Origin of the sequence: Bowmanella denitrificans (assembly GCF_002887595.1) — a bacterium.
Taxonomy (GTDB): domain Bacteria; phylum Pseudomonadota; class Gammaproteobacteria; order Enterobacterales; family Alteromonadaceae; genus Bowmanella; species Bowmanella denitrificans.
The window spans coordinates 198,520-210,890 of sequence record NZ_PEBU01000007.1 but is presented as its reverse complement, the minus strand read 5'-3'; the positions used below and the strand labels follow the sequence as shown (position 1 = coordinate 210,890).

13 protein-coding genes are annotated in these 12,371 nt (G+C 49.4%); 6 read left to right on the top strand and 7 right to left on the bottom strand.

All coding sequences use genetic code 11. From position 1 onward, the window contains the following. Positions 1 to 41 precede the first annotated feature (41 nt). Positions 42 to 1,574 carry an NADP-dependent phosphogluconate dehydrogenase gene (gene gndA, locus CSR04_RS14510; protein WP_102797019.1) on the top strand — a complete coding sequence of 511 codons (1,533 nt, stop codon included), beginning with the start codon at positions 42 to 44 and terminating at the stop codon, positions 1,572 to 1,574. Positions 1,575 to 1,665: 91 nt separating this feature from the next. Here the strand turns inward: gndA and CSR04_RS14505 are convergent, their stop codons facing one another. Continuing rightward, the gene (locus tag CSR04_RS14505) at positions 1,666 to 2,463 is read right to left on the bottom strand and encodes a DUF2989 domain-containing protein (RefSeq protein WP_102797018.1); all 798 of its coding nucleotides are present in this window, start codon (positions 2,461 to 2,463) and stop codon (positions 1,666 to 1,668) included. Positions 2,464 to 2,699: 236 nt separating this feature from the next. On the opposite strand from CSR04_RS14505, the gene CSR04_RS14500 reads away from it, so the two are divergent. Next, complete coding sequence (locus CSR04_RS14500) at positions 2,700 to 4,160, top strand: glyceraldehyde-3-phosphate dehydrogenase (protein ID WP_102797017.1); 1,461 nt, start codon at positions 2,700 to 2,702, stop codon at positions 4,158 to 4,160. A 427-nt stretch (positions 4,161 to 4,587) separates the two neighbouring features. Beyond that, positions 4,588 to 4,992, top strand: a complete 405-nt coding sequence (locus CSR04_RS14490; RefSeq protein WP_102797015.1) for an LIC_13387 family protein — start codon at positions 4,588 to 4,590, stop codon at positions 4,990 to 4,992. A 39-nt stretch (positions 4,993 to 5,031) separates the two neighbouring features. On the opposite strand, the gene CSR04_RS14485 is transcribed toward CSR04_RS14490, so the two are convergent. The 3 genes from CSR04_RS14485 to CSR04_RS14470 all read right to left on the bottom strand — a co-directional run bounded on the left by CSR04_RS14485 (position 5,032) and on the right by CSR04_RS14470 (position 7,206). Continuing rightward, a complete protein-coding gene (locus CSR04_RS14485; RefSeq protein ID WP_102797014.1) occupies positions 5,032 to 5,481 on the bottom strand; it encodes a GNAT family N-acetyltransferase in 450 nt (149 codons plus the stop codon). Positions 5,482 to 5,781: 300 nt separating this feature from the next. Further along, positions 5,782 to 6,978 carry a retropepsin-like aspartic protease gene (locus CSR04_RS14475; protein ID WP_102797012.1) on the bottom strand — a complete coding sequence of 399 codons (1,197 nt, stop codon included), beginning with the start codon at positions 6,976 to 6,978 and terminating at the stop codon, positions 5,782 to 5,784. Between the two features lie 27 nt (positions 6,979 to 7,005). Continuing rightward, complete coding sequence (locus CSR04_RS14470; protein WP_102797011.1) at positions 7,006 to 7,206, bottom strand: hypothetical protein; 201 nt, start codon at positions 7,204 to 7,206, stop codon at positions 7,006 to 7,008. Between the two features lie 171 nt (positions 7,207 to 7,377). Between CSR04_RS14470 and CSR04_RS14465 the strand changes: the two genes are divergently transcribed. After that, positions 7,378 to 7,761 carry a DUF6746 family protein gene (locus CSR04_RS14465; RefSeq protein WP_102797010.1) on the top strand — a complete coding sequence of 128 codons (384 nt, stop codon included), beginning with the start codon at positions 7,378 to 7,380 and terminating at the stop codon, positions 7,759 to 7,761. Between the two features lie 60 nt (positions 7,762 to 7,821). Here the strand turns inward: CSR04_RS14465 and CSR04_RS14460 are convergent, their stop codons facing one another. After that, the gene (locus tag CSR04_RS14460) at positions 7,822 to 8,223 is read right to left on the bottom strand and encodes a VOC family protein (protein WP_342751396.1); all 402 of its coding nucleotides are present in this window, start codon (positions 8,221 to 8,223) and stop codon (positions 7,822 to 7,824) included. Between the two features lie 193 nt (positions 8,224 to 8,416). Here CSR04_RS14460 and CSR04_RS14455 point away from each other — a divergent pair, with 193 nt between their 5' ends. Next, positions 8,417 to 9,319, top strand: coding sequence for a hypothetical protein (locus CSR04_RS14455; protein ID WP_102797008.1), 903 nt, complete (start codon positions 8,417 to 8,419; stop codon positions 9,317 to 9,319). 87 nt (positions 9,320 to 9,406) lie between these two features. On the opposite strand, the gene CSR04_RS14450 is transcribed toward CSR04_RS14455, so the two are convergent. Both CSR04_RS14450 and CSR04_RS14445 read right to left on the bottom strand, forming a co-directional pair. Beyond that, positions 9,407 to 10,111 carry a PEP-CTERM sorting domain-containing protein gene (locus CSR04_RS14450; protein ID WP_102797007.1) on the bottom strand — a complete coding sequence of 235 codons (705 nt, stop codon included), beginning with the start codon at positions 10,109 to 10,111 and terminating at the stop codon, positions 9,407 to 9,409. A gap of 124 nt (positions 10,112 to 10,235) precedes the next feature. Further along, on the bottom strand, positions 10,236 to 10,958 hold the full coding sequence (locus CSR04_RS14445) for a hypothetical protein (RefSeq protein ID WP_102797006.1): 723 nt from the start codon (positions 10,956 to 10,958) through the stop codon (positions 10,236 to 10,238). A gap of 215 nt (positions 10,959 to 11,173) precedes the next feature. Here CSR04_RS14445 and CSR04_RS14440 point away from each other — a divergent pair, with 215 nt between their 5' ends. Beyond that, positions 11,174 to 12,298: a beta-ketoacyl-ACP synthase III gene (locus CSR04_RS14440; protein WP_102797005.1), complete on the top strand. Its 1,125-nt coding sequence runs from the start codon at positions 11,174 to 11,176 to the stop codon at positions 12,296 to 12,298. Positions 12,299 to 12,371 lie beyond the last annotated feature (73 nt).

Below are 12,371 nucleotides of genomic sequence, written 5' to 3'. Positions count from 1 at the left end.
CCGGGGCGCCAGCGCCCACCACTGACAACGGGACATGACACATGCAGCAAGACACCGCACTTTGCGACATTGGTTTTATCGGTTTGGGGGTGATGGGGAAAAACCTGACCCTGAATCTGGCCGACAATGACTACCGTATTGCCTGTTTCGACCTGGATCAGACCAAGATAGACGCTATTATCGCGCAAGACGAGAAAGAGCGTAATGGGCAAAGTCCCAGGGTCGTGGGCTGTCATTCTTACACCGAGCTGCTGGCCAAGTTAAAAAAGCCCTGTCTGATTGTTTTATCTGTTCCGGCCGGTGAACCCGTAGACCATGTTTGTCACCATTTAATCGACGCAGGTATTGGCGCCGATGATATTGTGGTGGATACTGGAAACAGTCTGTGGACAGACTCGGTCGAGCGGGAAAAGCACTATAAAGGCAAGTTTATTTTCTTTTCCACCGCCGTCTCCGGTGGCGAAGTCGGCGCCAGATTTGGGCCGTCATTGATGCCATCGGGCGATCCTTATGCCTGGACCAGAATCAAGCCGGTTTGGGAAGCCATTGCGGCTAAAGTCGATCCAGCGTCCGGCAAGCCCATTGAATCCCATATCCCCGGCCAGCCGGTCAAGCAAGGTGAACCGTGCGCGGCCTATATTGGGCCGGTAGGGGCCGGTCATTATGTGAAAATGGTGCATAACGGCATCGAATATGCCGATATGCAGCTTATCTGCGAAGCCTATCAGATTATGCGTGATGGACTGGGCATGCAGGCGGCAGAAATTGCCGATACCTTCCGTCAATGGAATGCCGGTTTGCTGAACAGTTATCTGATAGAAATCAGCGCCGAAGTACTGGACAAAGTCGACGAAGAAACCGGCCAGCCGCTGGTAGACATGATCCTCGACAAAGCCGGGCAAAAGGGCACGGGCTTATGGACAGCGGTCAGTGCCTTGCAAGTAGGCAGTCCGGCACAAACTATTACTCAGGCGGTGTTTGCCCGCAGTATCTCCAGCCTTAAAGGTGAGCGTACTAAAGCGGCAGAAGTGCTCAAAGGCCCTGCCCCTGTAACACTCAGTGCAGAGCAAAAGCAACGTGCTGTGCAAAACCTGCATGATGCGCTGTATTGTTCAAAGATTTGTGCCTATGCACAGGGCTTTCAGCTGATGGCGATGGCCAGCAAAGAGCAGAACTGGAAGCTGGATTTTGCCCAGATTGCCAAAATTTGGCGGGCCGGTTGCATCATTCGTGCGGTTTTCCTGCAATCTATTACCCAGGCCTACGAGCAGAACGACAATCTGGCCAATTTGTTGCTGGATCCGTTTTTTGCCAGCCAGATCCAGTCTTTCCAGGGCAATTGGCGTCAGGCTGTGGCGGACGCGACACTGATGGGGATCCCCTGTGCTGCCATGTCATCGGCATTAAACTATTATGATTCTTACCGTTGCGCGGTGTTACCAGCAAACCTGTTACAAGGGCAGCGTGATTACTTTGGTGCTCATACCTTTGAACGGGTAGATAAGCCGCAAGGTAAAAAATTCCATGTTGAATGGAGTATGCAAGGGCAACCTCAGGTGGCGATTAAGCGCTAATTTGGTAAAAAGTAGCAAAAAGCCAGCATCCGCTGGCTTTTTTTATGATTTTTTTCTGAAAGTGGCTTTCAGAAATCAGCGAGTTTTGCCGCTAAAGTGGTGCGACAAAGCGACCCTCTTCAATCATATCTACATAGGCATCGGCTTTTTCCCGAATCGGTTTGAGCTGTCTGGACTGCTTTTGTAACAGGGCCTCAAGACTGGTTAGGTCCAGGTCTTCAACGCCAAATTCGCGACCGGCATACCCCCACAAATATGCCCAGTCCAGTTGTTCTTCTTTCATAAACAGACTGGTGAGGCTGCGAAAAATTTCCGGGTCCACCTCATCGCCTTCTTTGTACAATTCCAGGGCATGGTAGAGCAACTGTATGGTTTTGGGACGATCAAACTTTATGTAATAGGTGGCCAGGGCAACCTGCATTTCGGGGTACTGCAGTTGGTTGGTTTTTTCGTATTCTAGGAAGTGTTTTAGCGCTTCATCGTTATGAAACCTCGACCAGTGGTAGTAAAGCAGGTGAGGGGACATAGAGTCGCGGGTATCTCTTGCCAAACGTTTTAACTCGCGTTCGGCGGTCAGTAGTCCTTTAACCCGCTCTGTTTTCTTTTCTTTGAGCTTGATGTGCTCGATTTGCGAGGCCTTGGCAATACACTTTTTGTAACGCTCAAAGTCCAGCAGCAAGTCGTAGTTTAACTTATCCGTTGGGCTGTGGCTTTGTTCAAAACGGTGTTTGATGATGTTGGCTTTTTCCGCCCGGCACCAACCGTCAGGATTTAAGTCGCTGCACATCTGCGGATGCTGGGCACAGATATCCTTTACGTTTATCTGATTGAACCTATCACAACCGGTCAATGCCAAGACGATCAGCAGCAAGGGCGTATATCTGCCCATATTCACTCCAGCAAAATGAAGAAAGTTTACCGATAATTTCCCAATAAATCAGCCGTTTTGCTTAAAGCTGAAACTTTAGCACAATTTGGCGACAGTCCTGTGTTTCTTTAAAATAGCGGCCGTTTTTGACATTGCCAAGTCGCAGGCCACCCAAGCCAATGGAATATTGAGCCGGAATACAAGAAGCCCTTGTCAAACACAACCCTACAACCCATTTAGTTGCAAAGGTCGAGTGCATGAATCACCAACATGAAGAAGCGTTACTCAATAGCTGGCAGGAACGGCAGGAATTCGCCGAGAAAATGCAGCCTTTACTGGGCAAACTGCATCGCGATAGCGCTGTTGAGATAACCCTGTATGGTCGCCCGCTGCTTGGCGCCAACAGCATTGATATCATAAAAGCCCATCGTAGCGTGCGTTTGCACACTGGTGAAAAGCTGCGTCTGCGTGAAAGCTGGCCACTGCTGGACGTTATGAGCCGGATGAAGCTGGCGCCAGCACAGATTGATTTAGGTAAACTGGCGTATAACTACCACTATGGTGATGCCGCTAAAGGCCGTGACGTGGAAACTTACCTGCGTGATGAGCTGGCTGACATACTCGACCGCGATGATGATCATGCTCCGCAGGATGTGGTGCTGTATGGTTTTGGCCGTATTGGTCGCTTGCTGGCCCGCCTGTTAATCGAGCGTCATGGCAAAAACAATAAACTACGCCTGCGTGCCATTGTTGTGCGCGGTGGCAAAGAGGGCGATTTGGAAAAACGTGCCAGCCTGTTACGCCGTGATTCCGTGCATGGGCCATTTAACGGCAGTATCACCATCGACCACGAGCGTAATGCGCTGAAAGCCAACGGTGCCTATATTCAGGTCATTTACGCCAACAGCCCGGCCGAAGTGGATTATCAACAGTACGGTATTAACAATGCCATTGTTATTGATAACACCGGTATGTGGCGTGATCGTGATGGTTTGTCTCAGCATCTGCAGTCCAAAGGGGCGAAAAAAGTGCTGCTGACGGCCCCAGGCAAAGGCGATATCAAAAATATTGTACATGGCGTAAACCATGCTGATATTGAAGCGACCGATTATATTTTGTCAGCGGCAAGCTGTACCACCAATGCTATTACCCCAGTGCTGAAAGCCCTGGATGAGCATTACGGCATTGAAAATGGTCATGTGGAAACCGTGCATTCCTATACCAATGACCAGAACCTGATCGATAACTTCCACAAGGCCGAACGCCGAGGTCGTGCTGCGCCACTGAATATGGTGATTACCGAAACCGGTGCGGCCAAAGCGGTCGCCAAGGCGTACCCTAAACTGGCAGGTAAACTCACGGGCAACGCCATTCGGGTACCCACGCCTAATGTTTCGCTGGCTATCTTGAATCTGAATCTGGGTAAGGGGACAGATCGGGACGAAATCAACGAGTTTCTGCGCAAAACGGCGCTGTTCTCCGATTTACAGCACCAGATTGACTACACCGCATCCACTGAGCTGGTGTCCAGCGATTTGGTCGGCTCGCGTTTTGCCTCTGTGGTGGACTCCCAAGCCACTATCGTTGCTGGCGACAGAGCGACCTTATACGTATGGTACGACAATGAATTTGGCTACAGTTGCCAGGTTATGCGTGTAGTGCAGGATATGGCCGGCCAGCCTGTACCGACTTTTCCTGCCAGCAAAAAGGTGGGCTAACTGCTTTTTTGCTGCCCGCAGTAGCGATAACAATAGGGTAAGTCCAGTGTGACTTGCCCTTTTTTGTTTGCAGACTCATTTTGATAACATTGTTTGGGAAATCAGTTTAGCTCATGGCGGTGTTACCGAGAATTTGAGAGGTCTGAGTTGACCCATTGTGCGGATGGTCGTGCTTATTTTTGAGACAACCAATAAGGAAAGCAAGCAGCGTGATTTCACATATAACGCTCGGCAGCAATGATATCCAGCAAGCTGAATCCTTCTATACAGCGATTCTGGCGTGTTGTGGCGCCAGTCTGATATATAAGTCTGAAATCGTCATTTTCTATGAGTTTTCGGACTCTCCAACAAAACTATCTATTACCAAACCCTTTAATGGTCTGGCTGCCAGTGTCAGGTAGATGTGTCGTATAAGGAAGCAAAACCAATGACTGTCGTTTTTATGTTGGCCAGCGCCAGCATCATGTTTTTACTAGGGGCCGTGCATTTGGCTTACACCTTTGTGGGGCCCAAACTGACTCCTCGTGACGATGAGTTGAAACACGCCATGGCCAGGGTTTCGCCGGTTATTACGCGGGAAACCACGATGTGGAATGCCTGGCTGGGTTTCAATGCAAGTCATAGCCTGGGCGCCATGCTATTTGGTCTGGTGTTTGGCTATCTTTCATTAAAGGGGCAACCCCTGTTGTTTCAGGCCGATTTTTTGCCCTGTGTTGGCCTGATTATGTTGTGTGGCTATGTTGTACTGGGCAAGCTGTATTGGTTCAGGATCCCTTTTATCGGTATTTTGTTAGCTCTGCTGTGTTTTATCGCCAGTATGTTGACCCGATAGCGGAAAAAGTGCTGTTGACTTCCTGATTGCAAATATGGCTTAAAGGGGCGCTCGCAACATCACTAAATCCAGGCAACGAATACCATTTTCATAAATAGGTTGCGGATAGGTCGAAAAGAAATCCTTTTTGATGCACTCCATACGAAATCCACATTTCTGGTAAAGGGCAAGCTGAGACAGACTGGAGTTACCTGTACCTACATGCAAGCTGCTATAGCCAAGTTGGCTGGCGGCTTGCTTTACCGTCACAATTAACTGCTTGGCCAAACCCTGACCACGGTGATGCTGGCAAACGGCAATATTTTTAAGTTCAGCCCTATCCTCGCTGGTTTGTAAAACGGCGATACCGACAGGCTCAGCCTGCTGAGATGCGACAAATACCCGGGCGTCTTTCAGATAGGCATCAACGGCCTTGCTATCAGGATCGGCTTCCAGCAGCAGTTTCATCAGCGTGCCAGTAATGGGATAAGAGTAAGGTTTAATCTGCATTTTTTTGTCGCAACCGATAATCAGGGATGAAGTGACGGGGCATTACGCAGCAGGCGTAAGCCTTTAACTAATATAAGCATTGTTTCTCTGGCTGAAGGTTTGGCAAAGGGCGGCCAACTGCTTTCCGCCGCCAGAAGGACTGTGGTCTTCGCATGGCCAAAGGGTGTGTTTAATAGCAGCCACGCCAACAGAATCACGCGCATAAAGTCCAACTGTGAGTACCTTTAATCAATCTAAACATAATAGCTTGAACCGCAGGACAAGACTTTGATTTACCTCAGACTTTGACTTCGAGAGTTATCACCGTGCTGCTTTTTGTAACTTTATCTCTTGCCGCTCCAGGGTCAATGTCAGTTGCTCGCTTTCTGACAGTAACTGCTGAGTTTGGCGCAGGTTGTCACAACTGCCATTTAATGCCATGCCATCTATAGCGCTAACCTTTTGCCCGACTTTCAAGCCGGCTTTAGCCGCAGGCGAGTCCTGCCAGACCAGCGAAATAGAAGGCTGGGGCGCATAGGATTGAGTATTCTGCGATAGCGATTCAAAGCTCAATGCAAAGCCGTATCCCTCTTTGCTGTAAGGACCTTGCTGATACTCTTTGAAATAGGCGGCTTGGTTTTTACTGTCCAGGGTAATGATAAAATGCCTGAGCAGCGCCGAGCCCAGTAAACTGGGCGCGTGTTCTCGCACGGGGGCCTGCAGGTTGTCGAGCACAAGTTCACCCAATTGCAAGGTTTTTACGCCGGCAAGACGCTGAGCATCAACCGCTGCTTGCCCGCCTAATGAGCCGCCCAAAGAACCATGGCCTGCCGTCACTTTGACGATGGCCTGATTGCGATTGGCCCCGTCGAAGTCCTGAGGGGAAAGGGTCAGGTATTCTGCCGAGCCGGTATCAAACATGGCTTTGCTGCTGGCATGCTTGCTAAACTGGATGTCCAGAATTGGCATATGCGGGTAACCAAAGTTATGCAGGGTTAGCTTCTGTGCCTTGTTAAGATGATTCAGGGTTTGAGGCTGACTGTGACAGCGTAGGGCCTTGCCTGGTGTATCGATTTGCCACAGGCAAAGTGGCAGCAATTCGGAGCCCAGTACGCCGTCAAACAAGCACTTTGCCGTATGGGGGAAGTCGGCGACATACACTGGCACTTTATTAAACGTTAGGTCCGCCAGTGTCAGGTCTGCCTGCATGATCTGGGTCTGCACCACTGTGCCGTGCGCATCTTTGCCCTGCCGTGTATCGACTACTGGTAGATTTAATTGCTCAGCCAGTTCACGACTTAGCATGGAAGGAGAGCCGGTATCAAATACAAAACGTTTATCCTGGCCGCCAATCTTTACGTTGACATAGAGCTTACCGGCAACCTCATCCAATGGCACTGAGATGGCAAAATTGTCACTGTCTACATAAGGGCCTTGTGTCAGCCACGCCGGTGGTGACGGATTGGCTAACGTTGATGCAGATAAGATAGAACTGATCAATAACAGTATGTTGCGCATAGGGCCGACTCCCTGGCAGTGTGGATGTTAAGGCTTTTCTAACGCTGCCTGGCGTTCTTGTTCGTATTGCTGGTAACTTTTGTCCATGCCTTCCATACATTTTTCATAGTCTGGTTGTGGCACCTTCAAGCAGGCATGGCGTTTATTGGTTTGCAGGTTTTCATAGACCGCTCTGTTACTGCAACCCGCCAGGCTCAGCAGTGCGAAAATAATTAGCAGGTATTTCATTTATCCCCCGATTGCGTTTAAGCCCCGAAACTTAGCCTAGGCAGTTGCTGAGTAGATTGCAGGTTAAATATTGTGGGTTTTTGTTACAGCTTGTAAGTCCCATAATTCAACTTGCAAATGATAATGGTTATTAATAGCATGGTTGGCCTTCAACTATAGAAAGGATTACCCATGCAATACAAAAGGTTAGCCGCTGGAATGGCGATGTTAATGTGTTCCACACTGGCAAGTGCAGAGACAAGACCTGATCATTATCACGGTCAAAGTGCCGAAAGTCTGGAACAGGCGCTGCAAAATCTTGATCTTTACAATGCCAAATTACAACAAGTGGTTAACAAGGCTGAGCTGACTATCGAGGATATGGTGTTGGTACATGAACTGACATACAGCCTGGAAAATGCCTTGCAGCGTCTGGATCTGGAGCTTGGCAACTTGGCTGAAACGCTGGAAGAAGTGCACGTTGGCTCAGAGCAGGCTAAAACGGAGTTGGTCAGAATCAAAGCCAGGGCATATTTGCAGCACTCTGCCAGATTGTTGCCAAAGAAGGCCGACTAAACAGAAGGATAGCCTTGCCATCCACCTTATCCGGTGGATGGCCAGTTTCGCTCAAGCTCGTTAACTCTGTGGCGGTATGGCCGCAGGATCCATCCATACAGCCTCCCACACATGGCCATCGAGGTCAGCCAGTGCCCGACTGTACATAAAGCCCAGTTCTTGTTTGGGATTAATATCGGCTGTACCGCCCTTTGTTGCTGCAACATGGTTCATGCTATCCACGGCGTCCTGGCTGTCACAGGACAGTGCCAGCATTACCTCACTTGAATCTTTGGATGGGATTGGCCGGGAGGTAAAATGCCGCCACTTATCATGTGTTAGCAGCATCACGTGAATAGATTCACTCCAGACCATGCAGGCTGCTGTTTCGTCAGTGAAATGCGGGTTATTGTCAAAGCCCAGCGCCTGATAGAAGGCCATGGATGCGTTAAGGTCGGAAACCGGCAGATTAACAAAGATCATTTTTGACACGAGACTCTCCATACATAAGGTTATTCAGACAACCAAAATGGCTGTTCTGCGAGCTAGTCGTTACAGGTATGTCCGATTCGACAGGGGCAAGAAATTTTTTTGTGTACGGCCTAAGGTGGTTTGGCTATACATGTCGGTGGTTTTTCAGCTAAGGTCATTGAATTGAAAGCGGTTGGAATTTGTGTTGCGTGGAGTACTGACCCTGGTGTTACTGGCCTGCACTGGCGTAACCTCTGTGCTGGCCGAGCCAAACACCCCACTTAACTGGTACAAGCTGGACTTCCCACCCTATACCATTGTTAACGGTCCCTTTAAAGGGCAGGGGCTGGGCGACGATATTCAACAGTTTATACAAGCGCGACTGTCTGGCTACCAGCACAAGTCTTTACTGGTCAATGCCGCACGTTTATATGCCGATCTTGAACAGGGCAAAGCCGTATGTACGGTAAATTCTGATTATGATGCACAGACTGACAGCCGTAACAGCATTAGTTTACCCACCAATATTTACTTCTCTTATAGTCTGGTCAGTGTCAGGTTGAGTAACCAAGTGGCACCGACAACCTTATCACTAGGCCAATTGTTAAGTGACCAACCCGGTGCATTGTTGCTTGCTGTCGGACGGCCTTATCAGCAGCTTGACAGAATATTGGCCAACTTTAAGCCTGGTGTGCACTACCAAACCCGGGCTGGGCAGTCCTTAAGTGAAGGTATATTGCATATGTTGGATAAAGGCCGGGCCGGCTACACCATTGAGCTTTGTTCCACGGTGCGTTATCTACAGCAAAATGGGCAATTTGAGCACGGCTTTGATTGTGCGCAAATTGAAGAACTGCCGTTTGCTATTGGTCGGGCTGCAGTTACCTGTGCAGATAATGCCTGGGGGCACAACGTGATTGCCCAGATCAACAACATATTGCTGGCGTCGCGCGACAGCCAGCCCTATCGGGCAATGATGCAGCGCTGGTATGTGCCAAAAGACCCCCAGCGCCGCAGCCGCTACTGGCAATACTATCAAGACTTTTTACTGGATGTGACCACCGACGATTATGTGCCGCTCAGGCCACTGATTGAATCTGAACATTGAATATGCTTCACGTTACCTGTTTGTCTGTATAGACGGATGTTCTCAACCGGTCCGGAGATTTCGTTCCGGACCGATAGCAAATCAGATTCAAGGTTTCTGTTTGTTTAGGCGAATGCGAGCTAAGCCCAACAGCCCCAGCCCGGCCAGCAATAAGGCGATTGGCGTGGGTTCAGGTACAGCCTGGCTGCGCGGTTCACCAAAATCGCCTTCAATACTGATACCGCTGATGCTGCCGGCAAATAGTTGGAATTTGAAACCCAATTGTGGCAGCGGTGGAATCAATTCACTCAGATAAACGCTAGTACGGGAGGCGATATCGACCACCGCCATACCGTTGCCCAATAAGGTTGGGTGGTACGAGGAATTGCCTACATGAAAGCCGTAAGGGTTTTCCCCATATTGGTGTTTAAAGCTGAAATCCATATCCTCTGAGCCAAAAATTCTTAGCCGGTAATTATTCATCTGCTCCATTACATCGCCCAATATATAGATTTCAGTAGGAATTGATGAATCACTCGATTGAATACCGGTATCGAATAACGGGTCGCTAAGATTGCTCTGAAATAAAGACGACGGACCACCACTTAAGTGCAGACCCAATTCATAAACAGAGCCATTCTCTGCCGTCAGACCATAACGACTTTGGTTAAAAGCAACGGCATTCCACATCTCAGCCGCACGGGTGGCTTCCTGGCCATTGGCGGTAAAATCAATATTAATAATGGCGGCGTGGGCGGCATTGGTAAGCAGTAAAGCACTCAGCCATCCTGCTTTATATAAGCGTTTAATCATCTTTGTCTCCTGAATGTGTGGTGTTAGGTAAAATGCAGCTAATGAAAAACGCCGACAAAGTAGCAACCCTTTCAACAGAAGGCTGACATACAACGGGCAATTTTTGTCAAGCGTGACTTACAAGTTAGCTCTCAGAGTATTTTGCTTTTCGCCTGGTTTTTGCTGTTGAAGCCATGGCCAGCAATGACAAAGCAAGCAGAGACCAGGTGGTAGGTTCATCAATCTGACCGATGACCATGGTACTGACTCTGAAATTGTCCAGTGCCGTAGTCGGGCGGCTATTGATATTCAGATTCACAAACTCGAAATAGCGGATATCGTTTTGTGCCCGTTGTATACCCAGAAATTCCCCGCCTGAGGGCATCAACGCATCAATACGGTAACTCTCCAGCAGGTTGGCATTTTGATCCAGAGCCCGAATTTCGAAAGCATTCACTTCGTCCCGTGCAGTAGTGATAAAATCCGCACCAACAAAGCTATGAAGGCCGCTAAGGGTAAAACGAGTTGCCTGGCTTTCGGGTCTTCGCATGGACTCATGACGAAACAAATAGCCCCCACGCTCAGGATCACTCCCATACCAGGTACCATTATTGCCAAAACCCATATTAGGCATACCGATACCAATAGTGCCTGTGCCTTTGGCACCTGCAGATGTTGGCATCAGGGCGATGTTCAACCAGTTGTTAAACTGCAGGCCCTCGTCTCTGATGGTTATGCTTGTATTTGGTGCTAAATCGAAGCTTTCTATTAAGCTATTGCCCTGCACCTGGGTGCTTGAATGAATAAGCGCTGCTTGAGTCAGGCTGCTAAAACTCAATAACAGGCATGTGCCGATCACTTTCCTCATCTGTCTCTCCTTTTGATTACTTCGACGGCAATATAAAACCTGTCTGCTGCTGTGTTCTTCTAGCTGACGGGCAAATCTTGTTGATTAACGCGCATATTGAGATGAGCGCTGATTCGCGCGTTGTAAAACACAGCACGCGCGATTGAAGGCATATCTCGTGCGAGCTCTGAGATAGCCTGACCCTCTTGATTTGAGCTGTGATATGCAGGGACAAGATGTATAAACACGTAACACTGCTAGGGTGGGGAAAGGCACTGCCCGCCAGTCGTCTGAGTAATGATGATTTGAGCCAGTTTCTGGATACCAATGATGAATGGATCTTTGCCCGGACCGGCATTAAAGAACGCCGAATATCGGCGTTTCCGGTGTCAGAGATGGCGGCGCTGGCCGCCAGTAATGCTTTAGCTTGCGCAGGTCTTGGGATTCATGAAGTGGATCTGTTGATACTTTGCACCACCACTCCGGATACTCTGGTTCCCAGTGCCGCCAGCCGTACGTTGGCCAAACTGGGGGGCGCGAATATCGCGTGCTTTGATCTTAATGCGGCGTGCGGCGGGTTCTTATATGCCATGCATCTGGCGGCCAGTCTGATTGAAAGTGGTGCACATAGAAGGATTCTGTTGGTGGGGGCAGAGCGACTAAGCTGGTTCCAGAATTGGTCGCAGCGTGCTACATCGATACTTTTTGGTGATGGTGCGGGGGCGCTGTTACTGTGTCGCGATGAACAAGCAGGGGGGGCGATTTGTACCCATATTGGCGGAGACTGTCGCGGCAACGAGGCCATTAAGGTGACAGACTATGGAGCCGGTCATAACCGTTATCTGAAAACCTCACCATCTCTGAACTTTTTATTTGATGGTAAAGATGTGTTCAAGCAAGCCGTAAGTTCAATGCTGCTTAGCGCTCGTCAGGTGATGGCGCAAGCCTGTGTGGATCAAACACAGCTGGCTCTTTATATTGGTCATCAGGCAAATGCGCGAATTTTACAAGCCGTGGCAGACAAGCTGGGGCTGGATGACGACAAAGTCTTCAGCAACATCCGCCATTATGGCAACACCTCTGCGGCCAGTATCCCTATTGCTGTTTGTGAAGCAATACAGCAGCAGCGGGTTAGGGCTGGGCAGCGCCTGCTGCTAACGGCTTTTGGTGCGGGTTATACCTTTGCAGCCGCCTACCTGAAATTACCCGAACGTTTACATGTAGTTGTGTCACCGCTATCGGAACAAATCCCGCAGATGCAATCAGGCTTAGAGCTGATTTGGCAGGCTGTCGAGCGTGACCAACGGCACGCCTGGTCCAGGCAACCGACGGTGCAGATGAATAAAGCCGTGTCAAACTAACCAGAGCGATAACTGATAAACAATGCGCGTTTGATGCAAAACTTAACGACACCGATCAGCTGCATTTAGTAGT

Bases quoted from the DNA above. Each gene is read 5' to 3' on its own strand.
- gndA (WP_102797019.1), top strand. From the start codon at position 42: ATGCAGCAAGACACCGCACTTTGCGACATTGGTTTTATCGGTTTGGGG.
- CSR04_RS14490 (WP_102797015.1), top strand. From the start codon at position 4,588: ATGACTGTCGTTTTTATGTTGGCCAGCGCCAGCATCATGTTTTTACTA.
- CSR04_RS14470 (WP_102797011.1), bottom strand. From the start codon at position 7,206: ATGAAATACCTGCTAATTATTTTCGCACTGCTGAGCCTGGCGGGTTGC.
- CSR04_RS14505 (WP_102797018.1), bottom strand. From the start codon at position 2,463: ATGGGCAGATATACGCCCTTGCTGCTGATCGTCTTGGCATTGACCGGT.
- CSR04_RS14445 (WP_102797006.1), bottom strand. From the start codon at position 10,958: ATGAGGAAAGTGATCGGCACATGCCTGTTATTGAGTTTTAGCAGCCTG.
- CSR04_RS14465 (WP_102797010.1), top strand. From the start codon at position 7,378: ATGCAATACAAAAGGTTAGCCGCTGGAATGGCGATGTTAATGTGTTCC.
- CSR04_RS14500 (WP_102797017.1), top strand. From the start codon at position 2,700: ATGAATCACCAACATGAAGAAGCGTTACTCAATAGCTGGCAGGAACGG.
- CSR04_RS14450 (WP_102797007.1), bottom strand. From the start codon at position 10,111: ATGATTAAACGCTTATATAAAGCAGGATGGCTGAGTGCTTTACTGCTT.
- CSR04_RS14485 (WP_102797014.1), bottom strand. From the start codon at position 5,481: ATGCAGATTAAACCTTACTCTTATCCCATTACTGGCACGCTGATGAAA.
- CSR04_RS14460 (WP_342751396.1), bottom strand. From the start codon at position 8,223: ATGATCTTTGTTAATCTGCCGGTTTCCGACCTTAACGCATCCATGGCC.
- CSR04_RS14440 (WP_102797005.1), top strand. From the start codon at position 11,174: ATGTATAAACACGTAACACTGCTAGGGTGGGGAAAGGCACTGCCCGCC.
- CSR04_RS14475 (WP_102797012.1), bottom strand. From the start codon at position 6,978: ATGCGCAACATACTGTTATTGATCAGTTCTATCTTATCTGCATCAACG.